The sequence below is a fragment of the Roseateles sp. NT4 genome (assembly GCF_051857475.1).
In the GTDB taxonomy this organism is placed as follows: Bacteria; Pseudomonadota; Gammaproteobacteria; order Burkholderiales; family Burkholderiaceae_C; genus Pelomonas.
Window position 1 is genome coordinate 203,046 of record NZ_JBPZGZ010000005.1, and the last position, 23,324, is coordinate 226,369.

Genomic DNA, 23,324 nt, shown 5'->3' on the forward strand with positions numbered 1-23,324 from the left:
CCGAGGCATAGACCGCCTAGACATGGTCCCTTTAGCGTAAATACAGCGTGTTCTCGTAGTTATGCGATACGCCGGGCGGTCTAAGCTTTGGTCGCCACTCTCACTGCTGAAACCGAACCATGCACAAGCGTGTCTTGATCGCAGCGATCTCTGCAGTCCTGTCCCCAGCCGTATTTGCGCAAGTGATTGTCGGCATCACGCCGCACGGATTTGCGTTGATCGATTCCCTAGACAGCGAGCAGTCGCCGGCGCCGGATGACGTGATGGTCGCGCTGTCGAAAGCGATTCAGCTTGCCCGATCCAACCCCGCCGACTTGGCACTTCCCTACTTAGACGAGGTCGGAAGCCGGGTCGTGTTCAACGCAACTTCCGCGCGAGGAATTGCACTCATCAAATCGAATTCGAGCCTCTTGCAGTCGCACAACGGAATCGCCTTGCCCCCTGGCTCTGTTGAGCCGCAGATGGCCAAAGTGTCCGTTGCAAGAATGCAAGCTATTCGCGACGCAATCGTGCAGTACGTGAGTGACATGAACGTCCCTCATGTGATCTCGTTGTCGGATAGCGCTGAAATGAACAAAGTCGTTGTCAGCGTGACTCAGATCGTTCCTGAGCTGGATCAGTTCCTTGCACAAAACTTCCCCACTGACGAGGTCGCGATGCTGATCTCGAACGCGGATGTCGGAACCGCGATAGGCAGGTTTCGCGACACGTCGCCCTTCTACGGCGGAGCGAGATTCGTTCGAGCGAACGGAGATCCTCCGGTCTTCGCCAACATGAGTTGCACGTCTGGTATCCCTTGGCGGGTCGAATCCGTGATTCACGGAACGCGCGTTCTTGGGGGGATGGTGACGGCGGGCCATTGCGTCCCGCGAACGTATCAATCGGACTACTGGACCTGGGGCGCCACCAGCTACTCCCCAATCACGACCATGGGAACCAGCTTCATCGGGTGGTCGAACTGGGGACCGGGCGGAACAGTCAAGCCATTTGGCGGATTCAATGAGAACCTAGGTGACGTCGCACTGATCCTGATGACGAAAGACGGGAAAGACGTCTCGAATTTCATCTATCGTGGACCCGGAATCAGCAGCCCTGGAGCCCCTGTTGACTACGTGTCAGTCAATGACGTGTTCTATCGACCGTTGGTCGCCGGGCGTAAGCCGGATCGGAGGATTTGTTTCAGCGGAGCCATCTCTGGTGAAAGCTGTAGATACGTGGTCCGTGCCGTTGGGGACTATCACTACGTCCGTGAAAACACGTGGGCTCGCGGTGTGGTCACTGTGACGCGGTCAGCGACGCAGGCAGCATCTTGTTTGCAACCTGGCGACTCAGGAGCGCCTGTCTATTCGTACCCTGGTGTCGAAGGCGACGAGGCGAGGTACCACACGGTGAAGGTTCACGGCGTACTCTCGGGCGCGGGGTTCGAGTCCAACACATTCAAGTGCATCGCGGTCTTGACCGACATTCACACCTTTGACAAAGCGCTGATAGGCGGTGCCGCAGTTCGATAGCTTTCGTGGCAAGTGAACTGCGCCACTGACGGGATCAGACCGGCGGCTTGGCGCAACTGGTCAGACTGCACGCCTGGGCGCCGCTAGGGGAGTCATGGTGCTGTCTGCAGCGCGCCTCGCGCCGCGGCACTGCCCTCAAGCGGCGGGAAGCAACGGTTCCACGAAGGTCATTGCTGCGGTCAAGTTCGCCGCGGCCAGTTCTCTCATTGCCGGCGAAAGCGGTGCTGCGAATTCCTCCACCTGTGCCGCGCTCCAGAAGCGCTGTGCCAACTTCGCGGCCAAGTCCCAGACATCAGGTTTGGCGCCGATCGTGCCGATCTTTGGCGTGACGGGAGTGAGATCGGGATCCACACCGCCACCGATGGGGGCGTAGCGCATGGGCAGGATGTCGTATGCCGGTGCGATTCCGAGGTACTCCCCGTCCTCGGCAATCAGAAGGGAGATGTTCTCGAAGTGGCGGTCCCCGTTGCCGATGAGTTCGCTGAAAGCCGCCATGGTGTCAACCCAGAAGGCGTCCTGCGTCGACAGGTAACGCGCCTGGACACAGCGTGCGGCGAATTCTGGCCACGAGCCCCGTTGACCGAAGAACTCATCGTCGACCGCGCCGGCTGACAGCATGCCGACTCGCCCGCTGGACCCCACGCGATCAAAGCGCTGGACTTCCAGAAAGACGTAGTCGCCGCCGGCCAGAAGTTGCGTTTGCGATGCCGGCACACCAAGCTCATTGAGTGTGCGCAGCGCCAGGTGCTCCAGCGGAAGCAGTTCTGCCATTCGAGTGCCGAGTTTGGCGAATTTCACGATGACGTGGCCAGTGTCCTCGGTGATCCCGAGGAACTTCGGTTGTTCGCCACCGGCGCTGGATCCATAGGCTGCACTCTTCAACGTGCTGGCGACGGCCAGATAGTGGTCGAGCTTTTCGGCCGCCGGCGTCGGAGCCGCAGCGCGGAATTCCATTTCGCATTGCAGCGACGTGTCGCCGAACACCAGATTTCCCGGCAGATTCAAGCCGCGCGTGAAGAGATAGGCAATCATGTGATCGTCACCCCAGTCCTTCAGGCTCTCCGGGAATTGCAGGCTGGGCGCGGCCTCGTGTGCGAGTTGGCGTCCCAGGAAGCCAGAAGGTGCCGCGAACGCCATGTACGGCGGTAGACCTTCGTAGACACGGGTTGTGCTCTTGGAGCCGCTGAGACGCTCCAGCGTGGCACCGCCGGCGAGGAACTCGACGTCTGCAAACGGCTCCACCTTACCGTTGCTCAGATAGCGGTAGACGCGCTGGCGTGCTTGAACGCCCAACGGGAGCTGGCGCAGCAGTGCGTACTGCGGTGTCCGCTCACCCGAAACACGGAACGATGTCACTCGTTGACCCAGTCCGTGAATAGCCCTGGAGAAGGTGGGCTGGCTGATGCCAAGCGCGGTCGTGACCTGGGCAGCAGACAGCTTTCCTGCTCTGAGCGCTCGCTCTATTTCATGGGAGACGTCGGCGGCAGGGCGCGTCGCCATTTTGGGCTCTTTGAATAAGTAATTGAATAGTTCGATGAATGATACGTCATGATTGAAATAAGTTCCATCGCACCTCGTCGCTGCCCCCTCGGGATATCAATGGTGAGCTGCGCCCGACGTTGCGGCGCCGATTCGCCCGTGCCCTTCCGTTGGTGGGCCACAGCAGATGCACCCGGCACACCCGTTTCAGCGGGTGGCCCGGTTCTTGACGCGCATCAACGGCTGATGCGTTGACTCGGGAACAAGGAGAACGAACTCTTACGACAAGTCCTACGCATAGTCGTAATCCTAAAATGACATCGATAACATAACGTTGCCTTTGGTGTGTGAACCGCTGGGATGTCTTCTGGGAAGAGGCCCTGGGGAAGTGTCGCAACGCGATTGCAGCGTGTGCAGTGATCGCGAAGTGACGCGTATCCCCGCTCGAGTTGGAACTCGGCGGTTGGTTCTCGCATGTCGTGGGTGAGTCGCCTGCGAAGAACGTCAATAGCGTCCCAGCGCACACAAGGAGACAAGGCAATGACAAGGCTTCATTTCGAGCCGTCCGTGGACGGCGTCAATCAGTCGCTTCAGGTTGTCCATCAACAGCACAGGCAAGCACAGGCCGCGCAGCAGGCACATACCTCACTGACCGTTTCAGCATCGGTTCACAACGTCAAGGATTGCCAGACGTTGCTCACCCGGATCTGTGTGCTCAAAGGGCCCGCGGAGGCATTGCGTGAGTTTCAGCGGATTGCTCAGATCGGCAACTTCTCGCAAGACGAACTGAATCTGCTTCGCCAGTGCACGACCGGGCAATACAAGGGCAGTCCGGCTGGGCCAGCGGTGCATTCTGGCGTCACGCCCCCCGGCTCCGACTCGCGGGTGACGACCGCAGCACCATCACCCTCCCGGGAAGCACCTTCGGATCCTTCGAAGACCAGCAACGCGGCCGACCGTTCGGTCGCTAGCGCTCAGGCTCCCTATCCTTCTTTGGTGTCCCTCCAACAACAGGTGAACGTGCTGGGCAAGCAATTGGCGGCCGTGAGCCCTGACAGCCCCGAGTATTCCGAGCTGAAGGCGAAGTATCAGGAGACGGCTGGCAAGCTGATTCGCGGGAGTGCCAAAGAGGACTTCTCTATCGAGTCCGTGTTGCGGACCGTCTATTCCGGCAATCCGGCCAACCATGACGCCACGGTCGACAAGGCGCATCAAATTGCGTTGACCTACAAGGGCTACCCAGCGGCGCAGGAAGCGATAACGACTGCCCTGAACCGTGTGCTCACGGAGTCGCCGGAACAGCGTGCTACTGGTGTCGCGCTCAATCGTTTCCATCAGGCCGGCACGAAGCTAGCGCAGCTCGTTGCGGAATACGCGACGACTGGCAAGGTTCCGCCTGGCTACAAGGCTGCCATCCAGGAGTACAACCAGAGCCGTAGCGGTGTCATGGGTTGCCTCTCCAAAGAGTTTGGCCATGCATTGAAAGGCCATCGCGAGATGGACTTCAGCAGCGTTACCAACGACTATGCCCAGAGCTTGATTGAGCGCTATGACGGCGACGATGGGTTTGGCCAGTTGGTAGTTTCTGCGCGTATTGTCCAGCTGGTCAAAAACACGCGGGGGCCGCGGCCTGACTTGACGGTCACGAGCAAGATGGGCGTGCTGGGTGAGAACCTGCCCGTGGGTACGAATGCCGTGATCAAGCAGACGGTGATGGACGATCCGTCCGTCAAGGCCTTGGTATCACAGTATGTGAACGACGCCGCCGGGCAGGTTCAGTCTGCTTACGACGGCGCCGTGGTGGCCTATCAGCCCGACAGTGACTCGTTTCGGCGGGATCTGTATGTGCCTCCTGCAACCGCCGCCGTTGACAAGCTGTGCGAGCTGACGGATCCGATCCTTCATCCGGAGATCAACGCCGACATCACGGCGCGGATCATCAATCGCCTGGTGAGCACATCGGGCGATGGTTCAGGGACCCTGGACCAGGTGATTGCCGACATCAGCTACCAGGGGAAGCACACCAGCGAGTTGTGCGTCGACGAAGTGGTGCCTGGCAGCGGCCTGGCCGCTGACTCGCGTGCCGAAATGCCGGATCGCCAGCACATCATCACGAGCTTGTCGCTGATGGCGGACCGGGCGGCTGCTGACTCGGTGCCCTCAGGTGATGACAGTCACAGCATGACCTGGTCGTCAAGCGATGCACGCACGGCGGTCTATGGACTGGGGCGCGACGTTGTCAAGAACATGATGGGGCCCCAGAACATCAGGCAGGACTTCAATCTCGGCTTGCGCAAGGCGGTAGCGGGCGAAGGAGGCGTCGAGAGGACCTACAAGGATGCGGCCACTGGCCAGTCGTACTCAATTACCTATGCGGGTGGAGCTACATTGGGATTGGAGGTGGCAAGGCAGGAAATCAGGCTCGACCAGAACCCCAATGCTCCGCTGAGTTCCTACGCCGAACCATCGCGTGGGCAGCTGTCGCAACAGACGCTGGAAGCGCTGCAGTTGGGTATCCAGGACTTCAAGAGTGCGTCTGAGACCCTGTTTCAGGACTCGCATCGGAAGATGGGGCCGCTTGAGCAGACGCAGTTGGGGCTCGGGCGGCTGATGCCTGAAGACCAGGCCACGTCCGGCCTGGTCTATGTGATAGAGCAGGCTCAAAAAGGCGATGTCAGAGGATATGCAAGTGCTCTGAGCGGATTTGTGTCCGGCAAGATGTCACTGGACCAGCGCGGCTATGAACTCAAGCGGATCGATGACGCAGTCGATCTGTATGGCACGCCGGCGACCACCTGGAATCCTCGCCTGACCTCTGACACCTCGGTGGATGCGAAATCTTCATTGAGTGGGCAGGCTGGGTACGTCGGGGTCCAAGGAGCGCGGGACTCCATGATGGGCGATGAGCCATTGCTGACGATGGTGGCGGGCAGCGACCGCACGAATGCCTCCGCAACTGAGAAAGCCACTTCGGCAATGCTCAATTGGCAGCAACGGATTGGCGTGATGCCGCCGGCCTACCTGGGCTCAATGCCTTTGCCGCCGGCCCTGCAGTGGGGCGGGGACGGTCTTGAACATTTCTATCAAGGCAAATTCCTGGACTACAAGTACGGCGAAGGCTTGGGACGACTCGGCCACCATCAGGCCGCGACTTACGTGAGCTTCGGTGGCGTGGGCGCCGCGCAGCTGTGGTTCACGGACTACCTGTATCACAACGCAAAGTTTCCGCCGGACCAGCAATGGCGCAAGGATGCGCTCCTCGTGGTGGTTGGAGGATTCGCCGGGATCAAGTCCTACCAGGCTGCTACTGTGGGAGCCTATGAAGGTAGCAAGGCGCTGGGCAAGCTCACTGCGCAGCTGCCGTCGTCGATTCGCGACCTGATCGATCGGGGCGGAAAGATTGGCAACGTTGAGGAGTTCTTTCGCAAGCACAGCGAGTTCGTCCGTACCGCGGGATGGAAGTCCGTGGGCGCCTTCGGACTGCTGCACGCGGACGCGTTTATCTGGGATGCGAGCCGTGTCTACTATTCCGTCAAGGACGTCACGGAGGGCAAGCCGCTGGATCAGCGGAACTTCTGGACGGCACTGGGGAACCTCAGCTGCGATTGGGCCACGTCTTATGGAGAGATCAAGGCGGCCTATGGACTTTTCAAGTACCCGAGTTCACAGATGGACGGCATCTGGAGAGAGGGCGTCGCCAAGGGGCTAAGGAAGATTCCGGCCGCGGAGGCCGAGAAAGCAGGCAAGTTGTTCACCGGGCGTGCGGCCAAGTATGGGCTTATCGTCGCCAAAGGACCTGGCTGGGTTTTTGACGGCGCACACGCTGTGACCAATAGCCTGCTGAAGTCTGGGCTGACCAAGCTCGGCGTGAAGGTTGGCGAGAAGGGCGTGCTCGCTGACCTACCGGGTCCTGGAACGCTCGCTGCCATCGTGTGGACCGGCGACGATTTGGTGAATTGGATCGGCAACGAGAAGGAAGCGCACAAGCTGGACGGTGCGATCAATCAGGACTTCCTGACAGGCTGCGGTATCAATGCGCCAGGCGCTGCCGTCCTTTCGGACAACGGGCTGTCTGCGGCAGGCTGGACAGATTGGCTCCAGATGAACTCGTTGACCGTAGGCTTTCGCAATGCGTTCTTGGCGCTCGGAGGCGATCCGACCGATTTTGTGGCCTATATGAATCGGCTGTCGCCGGACCAGATTGCATTGCTGCGGGACGGCCTAGAGAGCGCCAAGACGGTCGGCGACAAGCTTCCTCGTTCCGCGCAAGATGACTACTGGACCTTGCCTTGCAATCCTTTCGATCCGGCGCAGCGGAAATTCAATCCGAATCTCTCATACGACTTTGACAAGGGGCGCTGGGTCGACAAGCATCTGCAGATGTACTACGCGGGTGGTAGCGAAGGTGGAGGAAGCTGGGTGTCACAGACCACGGCTGGCAGCCAACTCTCGCTGAGCTACCAGCCGGCTTCTCATAAGCTCAGCTATCTCGAGCCCGGTGGCTACTTCGCGGATGGACCGATTACGGCGCCAAAGAGTGCCAGCGGTATCGCAACCTGGCTCATCGGTGTCGGGATCCCGTTGCCGAAACCGACGCCTGCCCCTGTGACGCCAAAGCCAACTGCGCCCGTCGGTCCCACCGGACCTCTGACCTATACCGTGAAGGCGGGTGACAGCCTATGGGGGCTCGCGAACAACGATCCTGGACTTGTTCGATGGCTGTATGACCACAACCTTTGGCTTAGCCCGGAGAGCCGTACTTCAGAGCAGGGCCCAAGTATCTTGAGCCCCGGCGACTTGCTGATCGTTCCGAAAGGATTTGGCGCCGCTGCATAGCTGCACGCGCGGATGTCTGCGAGGCTGGCGCCATTCAGGGGCACTGCCGATCCAAGCGGCGGTTGCCCCAGGTCGGGCTGGCCGCTAGCGCTGCATCTTCACCGGCGCCATGTCGCGAATGTAGAAGACCGCATCCCATTGACTTCCCAGTCCACCACCTGTGCCGGGGAGGCCGTCGTATTCAAATCCGGCGTTGCGTGCCCTCACGCCTGCGTTCCCTCGTCGCGCGGTGTTCAGAAAGGCGAAGTCCGCCTGTTGACTAGCCATCGCCGCTTCGAGACTGTGTGGCGCAGGCGGTGGCATCGTGTGGACCTCGCCGGTCATGAAGTCCATGAAGCTGCCCTGCAGAGCGGTGAGATTCACCACGTAATAGTCCGCGCCCAGCTTGTCGCTCAGGACGCTTCCGGCGAAGCGATGCTGATCGTCGTACTGGACGCCACGCGCGACGTGGCCGATGAAGGCCCAGATCACGGCCTTGCGACCCGGGTAGAGACTCGTCAGTTGCCACATGACGTTGTCCGCCATAGCGTGGTCGCGTTGGTAGTCGTTCTTCCACAGACTGGCCGCCTGCGCTTGCAGGCCGGCCAGGCTGCGGCACAGCAGCTGCTCGCCCGCTGGAATGCAGAGCCGGGTTCGGAGGTTGGCGGCGACCCGATCGAAGGTTTGCAGGTCGGCGCTTGCGGGCGGCGTGCGATCCATCTTCATGAGCCGATCCGCCAAGCTGGCGAAAACCGGCCAACCGGTGGTGTCGCCTCGAAGATGGGCGCCCAGACGCAGCAGCAGCTGCGCGCGGCTTAACGAGCCGCTGAGTTGGCTGTCGATACCCGAGAGGAGCAGCGGCCTCGGGCCGGACTGTTCGTCATCCACATAGCGCAGGAGTGCACGACCGGCATCGCTGTTCGCGTACATGAAAAACACGTGTCCCGGTGCCAACGTCTCGAGCTTCTGGCCTCGCTGCATGGCCTGTTGCAGCTGCGCGATATCGAACACGCCGCTCTCCAGCAGCAAGACATCAAAACCCTTGTGCTCGTGCAGATAGCGCAGCAGCCGGATCTTGAGTTCGAACTCTTGCCGCCCACCATGAGTCTGCTCACCAAGAGCGACGACCCGGGCGTCGGCGATCGCATCGCCAAGGGCCTGGAGCTGGGCGTCCGTGATCTCTTGTGCTGTCTTTGCGGTGATCGGGATGACCCGGGAAAGCAGCCCGTCGGGCTTTCCGTCTGAGGAGGCCTGGATAGTCGAGGCGGTCAGCACCAGCGCAAGAAGCAGTACACCTGCCCACAAAGCCTTCATTGCCACCTCCCGTCAGCGGCAGAGGTCGAAGTCAAGGGTGGTCTCACGAAGTTCATCGGTTGTCATTCGAGCTAAGTGTGTGATGAGTGAAAGGGCGCCGCCCTGTCAAAGACGGCTGGGGCATGCGATTTCAGCACTCGAGGGACGATGGCCAATCTCGATGAGAAGCCCGCCGGGCGCACGGCAGTAGAAAAGAAAGGTTCCTCGCATGACACGGGGCCGGTTGGAGGCCTGGTGTCCACCTCGTACCAGGCGCTCATAGGCGCAGGTGACCGCTTCCTGGGTTGGAAGCAGGAATCCAATGTGGAAGGTCTTGGGGTACTCAGACAAATCGTGATCAAAGCGGGTGAGGACGAGTTCGAAGCCATCGGAGCCGTGGAGGACCGCGAGCCCCGCGTTGCGCTTCATCTCGGTCTGGGTGAAGCCAAAGAATTTCTCGAAGAACGCGGCTGTCTCAGCGACGTCAGGAACGGGGAAGTCGACGTGGTTGAGTTTCATGCGACTGGCTGGCGGTGCCGTTCTGTTGGATTTGCTGAGCAACTGGAGCGAGAGGAATGGTGCTAGCAGGGATCAGGCGTAGACACGGGCACCACAACAATCTAGGCCGCGGCTATTGCCTCGATCTCCAGCAGCCACGACGCATCGAAGATCCCGGCGATGACGACGGTCAAAGCCGGGGCATGGTTTCCCAGGACCCGCCGGCGCACTTCTCCATTGATATCGCTGAAGTCGCGCGAAGACAGGAAGGTGGTGACCTTGACCAGATTTGCCACTGACATTCCTGCCGCCTCCAGCTGAGCAGTCAAGTTTGCCCAGACCAGCTCAGCCTGTTCCAGAAAGCCTTCTGGCACCGTGCCGTCTCTGGATGCGGGGATCTGGCCACTGACGAAAAGCAGGCGCGTTAAGCCCTGAACTTCAAGAGCCTGCGTGTACTGTCCGTCAGGGCGCGGCGCCATCGATGAATTGACGGCCAATGTTTTGATCGGCGACATCGATCCCTCGTCTGGTGGCATCTGCGGCTTGCTGTGCCTTCCTCATCCGGCTCAGGGCGCGCCTACCGCACGCCGCTCGCCAGCGACGCGCGTGCCCCATCGGACAGCCCTTTGATCAGGAACGTCTCTCTTTGGATGGCGTAGAGCAGGCTTGGGGCTTCACCGTCGACGTCAGAAATCGTGTCGATCACACCCATCTGCAAACGCTCCAGTGAGCGACGGGAGGGCTTGTTTGAAGGGCGGACTCGGGCAAAGACCCGATCAAATTCCCGCACCTCGAAGGCTGCATGAAATGCCGCGCGTCCAATGGCTGTAGACAGCCCATAACCCCAGGCGTCTGGCCGCAGCCGGAAATACAGATTGGTGCCGAAGTAGGGTCCGATCCGCAGCAGCATGATGCCGCCGAAGCCGATCACTGCACCGTCGTCACGTTCGACGGCCCAGTAGCCGAAGCCGTGCTTCTTCCAGTGATCACACCACGCTGGAAGGTAGGCGGCTACCTCTTCTGGACTTGGTGCACCTCCGGGCCGAAAGGCGTTGGTTCTCGGATCGCAGTGGATTTCAACGACCGCCGCTGCGTCGGTCGGGCGAACTTCTCGCAATTTGAACTTGAGAGTGTTTGACATGTCTTCTGCCCCGGGCTTGCGAGGAGATCGGCCCAGGCGAGGCATGAGCGCATGCAAGATTGATTTCAGTTTCTTAAGGCGAGAGAACCGAGAACTTCGGATCAGGCGCAAAAAAAGCCGTCTCATGGCAGCGACTGCGGATGGGTCGAGGCGAGCCGTCCATCCGCCACCTGGCGGCGTTGTGGCGAGGTCTGGAGTGGTTTTCACGATCGTCGTGGATCGTGCGCGAGTTTTTCAGGGGAGAGGTGCAAGAAGCTTCCCCCACGGTCGCGTTCGAACTTTCGTAGTCGGTGCGCTCGGCTCCCAACGCTACGCTGACTTGCTGCGATGCGCCGCTCACGATTTGGTTGGCGCTGCGCAGGTCTTCGGCCGCTGGTGATGTGGCCGGGCGTGTTTCACGTACCTGGTGTCAAGCATGAAAATATCTTTCCACGTGCCTCAATCTCTCGGCGTCCGCGTTGCTGCCGGTCTTGTGGTGCTGGGTGGACTCGGATGGGCGGCTGTCAGCCAAGCTGCTGGAGGCCCCATCTCGATCGGGCCTGGCGGCGCCATGATGGCGATTGATCCTACGGTGGTCAGCGCTCCGGAGTGGAGCTATGAGGTGGTGGGCTTGGCGTCCGCGACGTCTCAGGCCACGTCCCCGGCGAATTTGGCGGTGGTCATTTCATACAAGGACCCATACAACTACATCTATGCCGACTTCAGCGCGGCCGACGGTGCCGGCATGAGCGGCATGTATCGTGTGGTGAACGGCACTCGAACGCAGATGGCAAGCTACGGCGTTCACATCGGAGCCGACCAGACCTACAAGGTCGAGGTGCGCCGCAAGAGCGATACGCTGAAGCTGTACTTGAACAACAGCTTTCTGTTCAAGCTTTCCGGTGTTGGAGATGCAGATGGAAAGTTTGGGGTAGGGACCTTGCAAGGGGCGGCCAGCTTCTATTCGATGCGTCTGGCAGTTGGTGGTTCCAAGCTGTCCCTTAGCCCGGTACCCGTGGATGGATCGACTCCTGTTCCGCCGCCACCGCCGCCGGGCGGCGGGAACCCACCGCCCCCACCACCCCCGCCTCCCCCGCGTACGCCGGGCACGCGGGAGGTGGCTGTGGCAACGAGTCCAGAGTTGGCAGCTGCGATTCAAGGCGCGCAACCGGGTGACACCATCACCCTGGCGGACGGCGTCTACACGGGCAAGATGCTGGTCGGCAAGTACACCGGGTCGTTCTCCGCGACGCGGCCTGGCACCGCGGACTTTCCGATCACGCTGAAGGGCTCACGAAATGCCGTGATCGATGGCCATGGCGTGGGCGGGCACTATGGGCTTTACCTCGTCGGCGCCCACTATTGGCGCATTCAGGGGCTGGCCGTGGAGAGTGCTTCCAAAGGGATCGTGCTGGACGGCAGCAGCAACGTGGTGATCGATGGCGTGCGGGTTGCCAACATCGGGCAGGAGGCCGTCCATCTGCGCTCAAACTCGTCCGACAACGTCGTCATCAACTCGGAAATTGCGAGCACGGGCCGCACTTCTGCTCAATACGGTGAAGGTGTGTACATCGGGAGCGCCAACAGTCATTGGGCCGATTTCAGCGGCGGGCAGCCGGACCGGTCGGATCGAAACCAGGTCATCGGCAACCGCTTCACCGACTTCACGGCCGAGGCCATCGACATCAAGGAAGGCTCGAGCGACGGGTTGATCGTTGGCAACTACTTTGATGGCAGGTCCTTGGCCAACAAGAACAGCGCTGACTCGTGGATTGACGTTAAAGGCAATCGATACACATTGACGGGCAATCACGGCGTCAACACATACCTTGATGGCTATCAGGTGCACAACGTCTACCCGGGGTGGGGGCAGCAGAACGTCTTCAAGAGCAACACGGCTGAGGTCAATGCCGCCGGTTTTGGATTCAACGTGGTGTCCAGTGCCAGGACGCTCGGCAACTTGGTCTACTGCAGCAATACGGCCACCAACGCAGGCTCCGGCTTGGCCAACATCGCTTGCACGCCTGATTGACCCTCAGGGTGGGGGCGCAGCTGTGTGTCGCTGTCGCCTGGCGATGGATGCCTTGATCCAAAACATCCCACAGTTGCGCCTTTGCAGGTGTTCAAGGGGCGGATCGAGCGCAGAACGCTGCCTGTAGCTGGTGCGTTGGAGCCGCTTCGATGACACCGATTCGCGGGTCGTTTGAGGCTGGAAGGATTGCTGAAATGCTGGGAAGTGCACTTGTCGGACCCGGGGGAGCTGGGATCAGGCCGTCACGAATTCGGATCTGGGCGCAACGGCTCGCGGCTGCAGCATGGGCGCTCTGGATGGGTCACGCCGGTCTTGGTACAGCGGTGGCGGCCGAGAAAGCTGCCCTGACTGCCGACCAGGTCAAATTCTTCAGTGGCGTGTGGGACGGCGTCGGTCAGTTCGCTTCGGGGCGTCGCATAGAGGCAACTTTTCGGGCAGAGCCAGGGCCCAGGCCTGATAGCTTGCGCGTCACTCACGTGGACAAGCCCCCCCTCACGTTCAACTCGACGTCTATCTGGTCGAATCGGGAGGGGGAGTTGCTGGTCGCCATGAATGATTCGTCAGGTGGCTTCCGGCTCTTTACGGCGGAGGAATCTTCCGCGGATCGGTTGGTGCTCAGGTCGCAAGGGCAGCTTGATCACGTGCTGCGCTGCCGCGGTGCGCAGGATCAGGAGCGCTTCATCTTCGAGAGGGTAACGCCGGACGAATTCAAGATGACCTTCGAAAAGTCCACCGATGGACAGTCCTGGCGGTTGGTCGATTTCCTCAATTTCCGCCGCAAGGATCAGCTATGAGCGGCAAGTCGGCGATTCTCCAAGGCCCCATGTTCTTGCGCCTGTCCTTCATCGTCGGCGCGAGTGTCATCGCATTGACGCTGCGGGCGGAAGTGCCAGAGCCGGAAGTGTTCTCGCCGGGAGTCATCTCTGGGCCCGAGCATGAGGCCGCACCGGTCTTCAGTGCCGATGCCACCACGATGTGGTTCACCCGGGTGGAGAAGGACGTTCCCACCATCATGGAGTCGCGTCAGGGGTTTGTTGAGTGGAGCAAGCCCTTCGTGGCGTCGTTCTCAGGACGCTGGAAGGATCAGGAGCCGGCCTTGTCGCCAGACGGGCGCTACATGATCTTCGTCTCGAACCGTCCTGTGGAGGAGGGCGGCGCACCTTTGGATGGGTTGTTCATGGGGCGCAAATGGATCGGGGGCGGTGGCAATCTCTGGCGCATAGACAGGTCGTCGACCGGGTGGACCGAGCCACGCCGCCTGCCTGACGTCATCAATAGCGGCAGCTCGATCTTTGCACCGTCCGTTGCGGCAGACGGCACGCTGTATTTCATGAAGGCCACCGAGGACGGTAAGCACTTCCGGATCTATGCCAGCCAGCGAAACGCCGCTGGCGACTACGCAAGCCCTGAACTCCTGCCCTTCAGTGATGACCGGTACACCGACGTTGATCCGGTGGTCTCTGCGGATCAAAAGTTCATGGTCTTTGGTTCGAATCGCCCGCCCGCAGCGGGGATTGATCTGTTCATCGTCTTTCGTCAGGAGGGGCGGTGGGGTGTCCCACGACACCTGGGAACGGTGATCAACAGTCCAGGATCAGACGCCGAGCCACGGCTGTCTCCTGATGAGAAGACGCTTTACTTTTCCAGCGACCGCAGAAAACCCAAGCTCATCGCCGACTGGAACAACGGCAACTACAACATCTGGCGGGTGCCGATGGAGCCTCTTCTTCAGGCCTTTGCGCAGACACCTACTTCGGACAGCCAGTCCGGACGTGCGGCGTCGGCGCCTCGATGAGCCGGCTGGATGGGATGAATCTGCAACCGCCTGAAGGGATTGCTCGCTTGGGCATCTCAATCCGGGAACAGAACCTTGGGATCCCCTTGGAGCCATGCGTTTTCAATCCGCATCTTCTTGATCTTCCAGATGCCGTCTTCGCGCACCAGGTCGCCAGTAGAAATTCTTCAACATGAGGTTGCGAGAGTGATCGCCCTTTGGCAAATGCTGGGCCTCTACCAATGCAAAGAGCTTTGCGGTGTCCCCCTCGAGGGTCACGCGGGGATTCGTCACCGTGTGCGACGTCGTCAGGCCGCTGACCGCAGACATGATCGATTGCACGATGTTGGCGCGCCCCCGGAAAGGGGTCAACTTGACGCCCAGCCGGCTCGCCGGCTGTACGAAATCGAGTTCGGCTTGCGCAGCCCACGCCGATCTGAAAAGGTCGGCATCCCTCAGGTCTTGACCCGTACCGAAGCGGTAGAGCGCGTCGATGACGGCTCGCGTGTCTTCGATGGCTGCGATTCGCTGCGTCAACTGGGACGCTTGCGAAGCCGCAGTGGGACGGGAAGCAGGGGCGGCAATTGCGTTGGCGGTCATGGCAAAGAAGGTGATCGAAGCGATGGTGCGGAGAAGCGGCATGAAATGTGTCGGAGAACTGAGGAGGCGGCGTCATGATGCGGCGATGCAGGGGCGGTAACCAAATGGCAACCGACCAGCCCTCATCGGCACCTGTCCCGTCACGCCCGGCTGAGCTGGTCTGTGGTGGGGAGTCTTGTGCGGAGGACGTCAACTGGGTGTCGTCTGCGCTGACAGGGCGCTGGACTTTCCTGGTCCTCGAAACGCTCTATCTCGCGGGTGGTACGAGCCGCTTTCGTGAACTTCAGCGCAAGGTCGGTGGGATCTCGAATAGAGAGCTTGCACGCTGCCTGACCAATCTGATCCAGGCTTCTTTGATCAAGCGCGTGGCGGGTGCCCAGAGTGACGGACCCGTCGCCTATTTGATTGCGCCCGAGGTTGAGCAACTGCTGCAAAAGCTTGAGGAGGTGGCGCGCTGGAGCAAAAGCACGCGAAGTGCTTCCTTGGGATCCAAGACAGAAAAGTCAGCGAGCTGGCTGGACCCCATTTCTGCTCGCCAATGGAGCGAGTCAGCGCTTCCGCGAGCGGCGAATGTGGAACTCCCCAGTCCGTCGTAGTGCGCCGCGGTCCGCTCAAAGTAAGGCATCAGGAACAAGCATGAACAGTTCGTCTCGCCCGCATTCTTTTTACCGCGACCGGATGATGCGCCAGATCGCGACGTTCGAGCCTCGAACCATCCTCGAGGTGGGATGCGGCGGTGGGACCTTTCTTCAGCTCGCACTAGCTCAGGGGTACGCCGCAGAGGGCATTGATCCAGACCCTCAATCTATTGAACGGGCGGGGCAGCAGGGGTTGAAAGTTCGGTTGGGGTCGGCGGAAGTTCTGCCGTATGCCGATCAATCTTTCGACCTGGTGGTGTTCTCGTACACGGCGCATCACATCGCGAATTGGTCGATGGCTCTGCTGGAGGCGTTGCGTGCGGCGCGTCTTGGCGTGGTGATCCTGGATCCCTGGTATGACTGGAGCATTCCAAGTCAGGCCGTTGCTGACGATTTCGATCGCTGGTGCAAGGCCATTGACAGGACGACCGGCATGATCCATGACGACTGCATGAGCGCCATCCAGCTGCTTCGGCCATTGCAAGCTGACGGTCTTCATACGCGGCAGATTCATGTCGAACACCTGCTCCAGCTCCGCTATCCGGGCAAGGACTTCGTTCGTTCATTGGCTGACAAACAGCTGGCCTTGGTCGACGATGCGCGGCGTTGGCGAGTCGGGCTTGATGCAATCCTCATGCGAGTGGATGAGGACGGGTTTTCGGATGACGGCGCGATCTTGATATCGATAGCGAAGTAGCCTGGACTAGTGAGTCGGACGCAAGAAGATCGACGTCTAGGGTACTTAGGTCTGACTTGCCAATGACGATCGACGCTTCTTCTGGGGCGGGCTGGAGTCGCCACCCTCGCATCGAGGGTTCAGCAGCGAAATCTAGACGCTCGCCTGATCGCCAAGGCTGCGCTGCACCGCCGCCAGAGTGTCTTCCGGACCGGTGTTGAAGCTGATGCTGCTGGAGGACGCTTGCGTCCTCAAGATGTTCATCACCCGCTCGAAAAGGACGGTGTGAGCGGGAAGTGTGCGCAGTCCAGCCCCGACGACAATGCAGTCGTATGAGTGCTCGGCAAGCTTTTGCTTCAGCGCGAGGGCTTCTTTGTCTGCGAGGAAGAGGGCACAGGTGCTGACGTTGAAACCCGCCAACGCCAGCTCGCGGTCAGCTTCCTGGCCGCCCCGCCTGATGTCGTCTTCCGTTACTCCAGGCAGTGTGCGCAAGTCGATCTGGCTGGCATCGAGTCCAATCTTGAGTACGGTGGGCATTCGCATGTGGCTGTATTCGCGTGGGAGTCAGGCCGGCTCATCCGCTTGCAGGCTGAGCCCTGAGAGGATGGATGCCATCGGCGTGAAGGTCGCGAAATCTAGGCGGTGGATCGCTTGGCCACAAGCACGAGAGTTAGTAGGGTGACTGCGACGAGACCTGCACTCCGAAAGAAACCTGCTTCTTCGCCGCATGTGGCTCCTGCGGCCAGCGCAGGGCCACCTGCAATCCGCGACCATCGATGCCTGGCCCGAACGATACCGTCCCATCGTGGATCTTCACGACGCGAGCCACGATAGCCAACCCCAGTCCATTGCCGACGCCCTGTGTTCCCGGGACGCGAAAATGGCGATTCCCGATCAGATCCGCGTACTGTGGCGGAACGCCAAGCCCGTTGTCGAGGAAAGTCACCTCCATCCATTGCTGTTGCACGCCTGCTCTGACATGCAGTCGATCCCCTCCCGAATGACGAATGGCGTTGTCCAGAATGATCTCGAAAGCGGCCTGCAGGAGATCTTCATGAATGAGTCCGACCAGTGCCTTAGGGGCGTCGAGCTGAAGATCTATGCCGCTCTCAAACGCTCGTGGAGCAAAAGCCGCCAGTTGCGCCTGGATCAGGGGGACAAGGTCTTTTTCCACCGGCGAAAGCAGGTCTTCGCTGCCGCCGGCGCGCGCCAGCAGCAGTAGCTGGCGAACCAACGAGGACGCTCGCTGTATGCCCGCGGACAGCTCCCTGGAAGCTTCTGCCCGTCGCAAAGGCGTTGTGGCGTTTGCTAGCGCGAAGACCTGAGGCTCCAGCGCTGCCAGCGGCGTCAGCAGCTGGTGCGTTGCGTCTGCGAGCCTGTCGCGCTCGCCAGCGATGAGCTGGCGCATGCGCTGCATGAGGCGGTTCACTTCCTGAACCAGCGGTACTGTTTCGGCGTAGTTGCGTGGTGGTTGCAGCGGCTCCAGCTCATGCGAATGACGACGGGCAACCTCCGCGGCCAGGGCGCGCACCGGAGAAAATGCGATCCGTGCGGTGATCCAGCTCAGCAGCATGAAAACGGCGAGCATTGCTGCTGCCTGTGTCAGCGGCCGGTGAAGGCTCACCAGCATGGCTTGCCGTCTCCATGCGAGAGGCTCGGCAATCTGCGTCTCCCAGCCCAGACCCGATCGCTGTCGAAGCACGCGCCAGGCTTGGCCATTCTCAACAACGTCTCTGATCTCCAAGCTGTCTCCGCGTGAAGCCTTGGTCGCTTCGTTCATGGCGATCGGAACCTGGTGTGTCAGCGCTGGAGGGTCATTGGCCGGCTTGCCCCGGCTGTCCGGCGGCAAAGCGCGGGTTGTGGCGCTGCCGTTGCCGCGCCATTCCTGCCGGGCTGCCTCGGCAGCGACTTCAGCGTTAAGGCGGGGGGAGGGCGGAAATGTCTGATCGTGGGGGATCAAGGGCGCGCTGCCGTCTTCACCGCTGCTTGCGTACAAACGTCCCGCGGTGTCGATCACTTGCAAGAGGACTCTGGGCTGCTCTATGCCAAACTCCACGGCGCTGTCGACGGCGTGACGCAGGGCGGCCTCAGCAAGAACGCCTTTGGCGCGTTGAGCGATCAGCGGATCCTGCAGCATGGAGACCAGTGGGGCTGGCAGACCAGACACTTTGAGGTCCACGGGAACCGGAACGAGCAATGTCTTTGACAGGCCGATCAGACGGCCGTCAAGTCGTTCTTGTATTGATGCTGCGGTATGGATCAGTGCGGCGATGCCAAATGCCGTTGCCGTCGCGGCCTGAATGCATAGCAGCCGAAAGGCGATTGACGATGTCTTGTTCATGCATCGCTTTGCAGCATGTAGCCCACGCCGCGCACGGTGCGAATGAACGACTCGCCGATCTTCCTGCGCAGATTGAAGACATGAACGTCAAGAACGTTGCTGCCAATCCTCTCTGGATTGTGTGATACGGCAGCTTCAAGCTGAGGTCGAGACAGCACCCGACCTGCGTTGCGGGCGAGTGCATGAAGAAGTTGGAACTCCCTCGGTGATAGCTCCAACAGCCTGTCATTGAGTTTGGCCCACTGTTGCTGCGGATGAATGCTCAACGCGCCGATCGTCCAGACGGGAGCCGCTTGGCCAGCAGATCGTCTGATCAATGCGTGGATGCGGGAGATCAGCTCAGCGGTGGCGAAGGGCTTCAGGACATAGTCATCGGCACCTTCGTCCAGGGCTTGCACCCGATCTCCTACGGAATCTCGTATGGTCAACATCAGGACCGGCATGGCGTGTCCTTCGGCCCGCAGATTTCGAAGCACATCCAGTCCACTGCCGTCTGGCAACTGCAGATCAAGGATGACCAAAGTCGGGCTGCACTGCGCTACGGCCTGCGACACATCGCGCGCCAGGCGGCGCCAATGGACAAAGAAGCCCGACTGCGTCAGCACTCTCGTCAATGTCGCTCCGAGCTGGACATCGTCTTCAAGGAGCAGCAGGTTGGGCATGTTGCGTTCGACGAAGTGACGTAGAGATCGAGCATAGAGCGCTGCGAGCTTGTTGAGTACGGCGGTAGCGGCTCACCTTAATGCGTTTTTCATGCGCTCGCGAAATCCTCTGCATACATTGCCGCGCCATGCGGCAAGGAGCCGCGATCGTTGGTCGCTGCGGTGGTCCGCACGACTTCAATTCAGTCGACAGACAGGAGTCAACATGCGATATGTGATCAGTCCATCTTCGATCAATCTATGTCGCCGAAGAGTGATGATAGGCGCCGTATCTATCATGGCTGCTGTTGCGCTAAGTGCGACTGGACAGGCCAGCGCGCAGCTCATCAAAGCTGCCCGTTCGGTGACACTCATTACTGGCGATGTCATTGAGGTTGGCGCGGGAGCTGGGCAAAGTTTCAAGGTCAAGCCGGCGGTAGGCCGAGAGTCGATCAAGTTCATCTCGCTCCAGAAGTCCGTGCCTGGGCTTGCGACCGAGATCTATGTGATTCCGGAAGATGCTCAAGCGCTGATCGCATCGGGAAGGCTGGACCGGCAGCTGTTCAACTTGAGCGCTTTGTTGGAATACGGATATGACGACGCAAAGCGTAGCGATCTGCCATTGATCGTCACCGCTGCTAATGGCGCGTCTCTGTCATCTTTCTCCGGGTCGGCTTCTCAGACCGGTGCCGGGTCCGCGGTGATCGCGGCGAGTGTCTCGCGCCCACTGGCTAGTGTTGGAGGAAGTGCCGCTCGCGTACGAAAGTCCAACGCGGCTCAGGCTTGGAGGGAGTTGATTGCCAGTGCGAGCCAGCCAGGCTTGGGTGTCTCTTCCTCCCAGACCGCGCCGCAAAAAGTCTGGCTTGATCGCAAGCTCAAGCCGACACTCGACAGGAGTGCTGTCCAGATCGGCGCGACGACGGCGTGGACGCAAGGTCTGACTGGCCTCGGAGTTGTCGTCGCAGTGGTCGACACCGGGGTTGACAGCGCGCATCCCGATCTGGCCGGCAAGGTCATCGCCCAACAGAATTTCACTCAGGAGGCGGATGGCGACAAGGTGGGGCACGGGACTCACGTGGCGTCCACCATTGCAGGCACGGGAGCAGCGTCATCCGGACGCTACAAAGGCGTGGCGCCGAATGCGCAGCTGATCGCCGCTAAGGTCTGCGAGGTTTCCGGATGTCCAGAGTCCGCCATCCTCGCCGGCATGGAATGGGCGGTCGTTGACAGGGGGGCCAGGATCGTCAACATGAGCCTTGGTCATCAGGATGCGCCTGGTCCGGACCCCTTGAAGTTGGCCGTTTCTCGGCTCACCAACACTTATGGCGCACTGTTCGTCATCTCTGCAGGAAACTCCGGTCCCGGACCCTCGACGGTTAGCTCCCCTGCCAGCGCCGACGAGGCGCTGGCCGTAGGTGCCGTCGATCGATCCGATCAGATTGCTCCGTTCTCGAGTCGTGGGCCCCGCGTGGGCGACAAGGCTATCAAGCCTGAGATCACTGCTCCGGGCATGGGGATCGTCGCCGCACGGGCCGCTGGGACCGATATCGGAAATCCTGTCGGTGCTTCATACACGGCTTTAAGCGGAACTTCTATGGCGGCGCCCCATGTAGCGGGAACTGCAGCGCTCCTGCGTCAGCAGCATCCAGAGTGGGGCGTGATGCAACTCAAGTCAGCATTGATTGGCAGCGCTAGGCCCAATGCAGCGCTCACGCCGTTTGAGCAGGGGGCGGGTAGGGTAGACGCCGCCGCTGCAGTCGGTACCTTGCTCGTGGCGGAGCCTCAGGTTTTGAGCCTCGGAACGGCCACGTACCCGCATGGCGACAACGTTCCGATTCAGCGAACGGTGACTTATCGCAACACCGGCGGCTTCCCAATCACGGCTTCTATTGCTTTGTCGGTGCGTTCGGCCAACGGCGCGAGCGCACCGGCGGGCATGTTCAAGTTGGAACCCTCTGCGTTGTCCATCCCTGCTGGAGGAACAGCGAGCGTTCAAGTGACTGTTGACACCAGAGTGAACGCCGCCAACGGCGTTTGGGGCGGTGCGCTCGTAGCGACGCACGCCGGACACACCCACCTCACACCTATCGCAATTGAGCGTGAGTCTGAGGCCTACGACGTGACGCTTAAGCATACGAATGTGGACGGCTCTCGCGGTACCAGCTATCTCGCTATGGTGATTCGGCAAGATGCGCCGTCAACTGATCCGGTTCTACTGTTCATGGGTAGCGCAGAGGGCAGCGATAAGGCACGACTGCCGGCAGGCCAGTATTCTGTGATTTCAGAACTGATCCCGCCGGTGGTTGGCGGACCGAGGCTAACAAGCTCTGCTGGGTTGTCGAGCGGGCCAGATGCAGGTGTGCCGACGATGTTCTCGTACGCGAACTTGCAAATCACTGGACCCCTAACGATTGACTTTGATGCGCGCCTTGCAAGGCCTTTGAGCGCAACGCCACCATCATCTTCAGCGCGGGCGTTTGGGCGAAATCTTTCCTCCTTTGTCAGAACGCCGTGGAACTTCTCTACTTCGATGCATACATTTGATGACGTGAAGAAGCAAGCGTTTCAAAACGTCTATTCACTAGGGCAACCAGATCCGCGAAAGATCAAGGGCAACTTTGGAGTCAAGTGGATTGACGAAGGAGGTAAGGATGGCGTGAAACTCTACGCGTCGCTGTGGTCGATTCCTGGTCAACTTCCGACGGGTGATTTTGCGATGCCGCTGAACGCGAGCAGCGCCGTCGAAGTGGATTACGGTCCAGCGCTTTCGCCGTTGACGAAGATCGAGACCGATATCAATGGCGCGACGGGCCCCGACGAGTACTTCATGATGGAGGCATTTACTCCGACCTTGGCACTTTCCTCGCGGCGCATGGAGTACTACTACAGTAACGTTGCTGCGGTGACTTGGAACCGGTGGCTGAAGATGGACAACGTCCAAAAAGACTGGGGATATCGTACTTACTTGCATGGCCCTGTTAGAACCTATCAGCGAGGGAAGCGCTACGCCGAGCGAATCAACTTTCCCGTCTTCGAGCCTACCTTTCAGTCGATCCCGCTCAAGCTGACAACGTCGAGTGATATCGGTGGTGGCGCCTATAGAGCAGGAAATGTCATGACGTTCACCCCTGAGATGTTCGGCGACGGTGACGGGCGCAGCGGCTACTCTATTCGGGTGGGCCCGAATGGATTTGACCTCAATACACACGCTGTCTTCTATCGAGAGGGCGATCAGTCCAATGCGCTTCGCTTGGATTTTCCGAATAACGCCGGGTTCAGAGTGGCCGTGCCTCCCGAACTCGGAACCTATCACTTGGAAGTCTCCGCCACTCAAGAGATGTTCTCACTCTCGCCACAGGTCAAATCCTCCTGGACATTCAAGTCTGCAAAAGTGGAGAACCTTGATGGCGAACATCTACCTCTGCTGACCTTGTCGTTCAAGCCGCGGCCTGCTCTTCCTGGTTTTCAAGGCGTGTCTGCGGACAACAAGAAGTTGTTGTTGATCGACGTGAAGGGGGCGTTGGCAACCTCCCCTGAACCCCCGTACATCGGCAGCCTGATGATGGAAACATCGCTTGACGATGGAAGGACTTGGAAGCGCGTGCAGCTGAGCAACAGCAAGCAGCAGTGGGTTGCGATGCTCGAACCTCCGCCGCCGGGCTCTTACGTCTCGCTGCGAGCGCAAGCGCGTGATATCTCTGGCAACGCCGTTGAGCAGACGGTGATCCGTGCGTTCCGGTCGTCGAACTAGGGCAACCGACTCTGGACTCTGTGGCGGGCAGCTTTAAGTGGGTGCCAGCCATGCCTCGTGAGCATTGGCCGTCGCGTTCAGTCGCACAACCGGAGCGTCGGTGCCAGTTGCTTGAGCATGAAATCAGTGCGGTTTCGACGAGATCTCGTAGTTGG

The 23,324-nt window shown here is 60.2% G+C and carries 17 protein-coding genes; 8 read left to right on the top strand and 9 right to left on the bottom strand.

Annotated features, from left to right (window positions below):
• Positions 1-119 precede the first annotated feature (119 nt).
• Complete coding sequence (locus tag ACS5PN_RS26830) at positions 120-1,511, top strand: hypothetical protein (RefSeq protein ID WP_439467098.1); 1,392 nt, start codon at positions 120-122, stop codon at positions 1,509-1,511.
• A 135-nt stretch (positions 1,512-1,646) separates the two neighbouring features.
• On the opposite strand, the gene ACS5PN_RS26835 is transcribed toward ACS5PN_RS26830, so the two are convergent.
• Positions 1,647-3,011 carry a HipA domain-containing protein gene (locus tag ACS5PN_RS26835; RefSeq protein ID WP_439467099.1) on the bottom strand — a complete coding sequence of 455 codons (1,365 nt, stop codon included), beginning with the start codon at positions 3,009-3,011 and terminating at the stop codon, positions 1,647-1,649.
• A 519-nt stretch (positions 3,012-3,530) separates the two neighbouring features.
• Between ACS5PN_RS26835 and ACS5PN_RS26840 the strand changes: the two genes are divergently transcribed.
• A complete protein-coding gene (locus tag ACS5PN_RS26840) occupies positions 3,531-7,826 on the top strand; it encodes a LysM peptidoglycan-binding domain-containing protein (RefSeq protein ID WP_439467100.1) in 4,296 nt (1,431 codons plus the stop codon).
• Positions 7,827-7,910: 84 nt separating this feature from the next.
• Here ACS5PN_RS26840 and ACS5PN_RS26845 read toward each other — a convergent pair whose 3' ends face one another.
• From ACS5PN_RS26845 to ACS5PN_RS26860, 4 genes are all read right to left on the bottom strand, one after another.
• Positions 7,911-9,119, bottom strand: a complete 1,209-nt coding sequence (locus tag ACS5PN_RS26845; RefSeq protein ID WP_439467101.1) for an erythromycin esterase family protein — start codon at positions 9,117-9,119, stop codon at positions 7,911-7,913.
• A gap of 105 nt (positions 9,120-9,224) precedes the next feature.
• Positions 9,225-9,617: a VOC family protein gene (locus ACS5PN_RS26850; protein ID WP_439467102.1), complete on the bottom strand. Its 393-nt coding sequence runs from the start codon at positions 9,615-9,617 to the stop codon at positions 9,225-9,227.
• Positions 9,618-9,718: 101 nt separating this feature from the next.
• The gene (locus tag ACS5PN_RS26855) at positions 9,719-10,111 is read right to left on the bottom strand and encodes a RidA family protein (RefSeq protein ID WP_439467103.1); all 393 of its coding nucleotides are present in this window, start codon (positions 10,109-10,111) and stop codon (positions 9,719-9,721) included.
• A gap of 62 nt (positions 10,112-10,173) precedes the next feature.
• The gene (locus tag ACS5PN_RS26860; RefSeq protein WP_439467104.1) at positions 10,174-10,737 is read right to left on the bottom strand and encodes a GNAT family N-acetyltransferase; all 564 of its coding nucleotides are present in this window, start codon (positions 10,735-10,737) and stop codon (positions 10,174-10,176) included.
• 415 nt (positions 10,738-11,152) lie between these two features.
• Here ACS5PN_RS26860 and ACS5PN_RS26865 point away from each other — a divergent pair, with 415 nt between their 5' ends.
• From ACS5PN_RS26865 to ACS5PN_RS26875, 3 genes are all read left to right on the top strand, one after another.
• Positions 11,153-12,748, top strand: coding sequence for a right-handed parallel beta-helix repeat-containing protein (locus ACS5PN_RS26865; protein WP_439467105.1), 1,596 nt, complete (start codon positions 11,153-11,155; stop codon positions 12,746-12,748).
• A 149-nt stretch (positions 12,749-12,897) separates the two neighbouring features.
• On the top strand, positions 12,898-13,542 hold the full coding sequence (locus tag ACS5PN_RS26870) for a hypothetical protein (RefSeq protein ID WP_439467106.1): 645 nt from the start codon (positions 12,898-12,900) through the stop codon (positions 13,540-13,542).
• On the top strand, positions 13,539-14,543 hold the full coding sequence (locus ACS5PN_RS26875) for a hypothetical protein (protein WP_439467107.1): 1,005 nt from the start codon (positions 13,539-13,541) through the stop codon (positions 14,541-14,543). Before ACS5PN_RS26870 ends, ACS5PN_RS26875 begins: the two co-directional genes overlap by 4 nt.
• Positions 14,544-14,645: 102 nt before the next feature.
• Here the strand turns inward: ACS5PN_RS26875 and ACS5PN_RS26880 are convergent, their stop codons facing one another.
• Positions 14,646-15,164, bottom strand: a complete 519-nt coding sequence (locus ACS5PN_RS26880) for a nuclear transport factor 2 family protein (protein WP_439467108.1) — start codon at positions 15,162-15,164, stop codon at positions 14,646-14,648.
• Between the two features lie 155 nt (positions 15,165-15,319).
• Here ACS5PN_RS26880 and ACS5PN_RS26885 point away from each other — a divergent pair, with 155 nt between their 5' ends.
• Together ACS5PN_RS26885 and ACS5PN_RS26890 are read left to right on the top strand one after the other, a co-directional pair.
• On the top strand, positions 15,320-15,718 hold the full coding sequence (locus ACS5PN_RS26885) for a winged helix-turn-helix transcriptional regulator (RefSeq protein WP_439467109.1): 399 nt from the start codon (positions 15,320-15,322) through the stop codon (positions 15,716-15,718).
• A gap of 40 nt (positions 15,719-15,758) precedes the next feature.
• Complete coding sequence (locus tag ACS5PN_RS26890) at positions 15,759-16,457, top strand: class I SAM-dependent methyltransferase (protein ID WP_439467110.1); 699 nt, start codon at positions 15,759-15,761, stop codon at positions 16,455-16,457.
• Between the two features lie 132 nt (positions 16,458-16,589).
• On the opposite strand, the gene ACS5PN_RS26895 is transcribed toward ACS5PN_RS26890, so the two are convergent.
• The 3 genes from ACS5PN_RS26895 to ACS5PN_RS26905 all read right to left on the bottom strand — a co-directional run bounded on the left by ACS5PN_RS26895 (position 16,590) and on the right by ACS5PN_RS26905 (position 19,439).
• Positions 16,590-16,979 (bottom strand): hypothetical protein, encoded by a 390-nt coding sequence (locus ACS5PN_RS26895; protein WP_439467111.1) that lies wholly within the window; start codon positions 16,977-16,979, stop codon positions 16,590-16,592.
• A gap of 127 nt (positions 16,980-17,106) precedes the next feature.
• Positions 17,107-18,777: an ATP-binding protein gene (locus tag ACS5PN_RS26900; RefSeq protein WP_439467112.1), complete on the bottom strand. Its 1,671-nt coding sequence runs from the start codon at positions 18,775-18,777 to the stop codon at positions 17,107-17,109.
• Positions 18,774-19,439 carry a response regulator transcription factor gene (locus tag ACS5PN_RS26905; RefSeq protein WP_439467113.1) on the bottom strand — a complete coding sequence of 222 codons (666 nt, stop codon included), beginning with the start codon at positions 19,437-19,439 and terminating at the stop codon, positions 18,774-18,776. The genes ACS5PN_RS26900 and ACS5PN_RS26905 overlap by 4 nt, the downstream gene beginning before the upstream one ends.
• 205 nt (positions 19,440-19,644) lie before the next feature.
• Between ACS5PN_RS26905 and ACS5PN_RS26910 the strand changes: the two genes are divergently transcribed.
• The gene (locus tag ACS5PN_RS26910) at positions 19,645-23,169 is read left to right on the top strand and encodes a S8 family serine peptidase (protein ID WP_439467114.1); all 3,525 of its coding nucleotides are present in this window, start codon (positions 19,645-19,647) and stop codon (positions 23,167-23,169) included.
• The last annotated feature ends 155 nt before the right edge of the window (positions 23,170-23,324 follow it).

Excerpts from the sequence above, each read along its gene's own strand:
- ACS5PN_RS26830 (WP_439467098.1), top strand. The coding sequence starts at position 120 with ATGCACAAGCGTGTCTTGATCGCAGCGATCTCTGCAGTCCTGTCCCCA.
- ACS5PN_RS26835 (WP_439467099.1), bottom strand. The coding sequence starts at position 3,011 with ATGGCGACGCGCCCTGCCGCCGACGTCTCCCATGAAATAGAGCGAGCG.
- ACS5PN_RS26840 (WP_439467100.1), top strand. The coding sequence starts at position 3,531 with ATGACAAGGCTTCATTTCGAGCCGTCCGTGGACGGCGTCAATCAGTCG.
- ACS5PN_RS26845 (WP_439467101.1), bottom strand. The coding sequence starts at position 9,119 with ATGAAGGCTTTGTGGGCAGGTGTACTGCTTCTTGCGCTGGTGCTGACC.
- ACS5PN_RS26850 (WP_439467102.1), bottom strand. The coding sequence starts at position 9,617 with ATGAAACTCAACCACGTCGACTTCCCCGTTCCTGACGTCGCTGAGACA.
- ACS5PN_RS26855 (WP_439467103.1), bottom strand. The coding sequence starts at position 10,111 with ATGTCGCCGATCAAAACATTGGCCGTCAATTCATCGATGGCGCCGCGC.
- ACS5PN_RS26860 (WP_439467104.1), bottom strand. The coding sequence starts at position 10,737 with ATGTCAAACACTCTCAAGTTCAAATTGCGAGAAGTTCGCCCGACCGAC.
- ACS5PN_RS26865 (WP_439467105.1), top strand. The coding sequence starts at position 11,153 with ATGAAAATATCTTTCCACGTGCCTCAATCTCTCGGCGTCCGCGTTGCT.
- ACS5PN_RS26870 (WP_439467106.1), top strand. The coding sequence starts at position 12,898 with ATGACACCGATTCGCGGGTCGTTTGAGGCTGGAAGGATTGCTGAAATG.
- ACS5PN_RS26875 (WP_439467107.1), top strand. The coding sequence starts at position 13,539 with ATGAGCGGCAAGTCGGCGATTCTCCAAGGCCCCATGTTCTTGCGCCTG.
- ACS5PN_RS26880 (WP_439467108.1), bottom strand. The coding sequence starts at position 15,164 with ATGCCGCTTCTCCGCACCATCGCTTCGATCACCTTCTTTGCCATGACC.
- ACS5PN_RS26890 (WP_439467110.1), top strand. The coding sequence starts at position 15,759 with ATGAACAGTTCGTCTCGCCCGCATTCTTTTTACCGCGACCGGATGATG.
- ACS5PN_RS26895 (WP_439467111.1), bottom strand. The coding sequence starts at position 16,979 with ATGCGAATGCCCACCGTACTCAAGATTGGACTCGATGCCAGCCAGATC.
- ACS5PN_RS26900 (WP_439467112.1), bottom strand. The coding sequence starts at position 18,777 with ATGAACAAGACATCGTCAATCGCCTTTCGGCTGCTATGCATTCAGGCC.
- ACS5PN_RS26905 (WP_439467113.1), bottom strand. The coding sequence starts at position 19,439 with ATGCCCAACCTGCTGCTCCTTGAAGACGATGTCCAGCTCGGAGCGACA.
- ACS5PN_RS26910 (WP_439467114.1), top strand. The coding sequence starts at position 19,645 with ATGCGATATGTGATCAGTCCATCTTCGATCAATCTATGTCGCCGAAGA.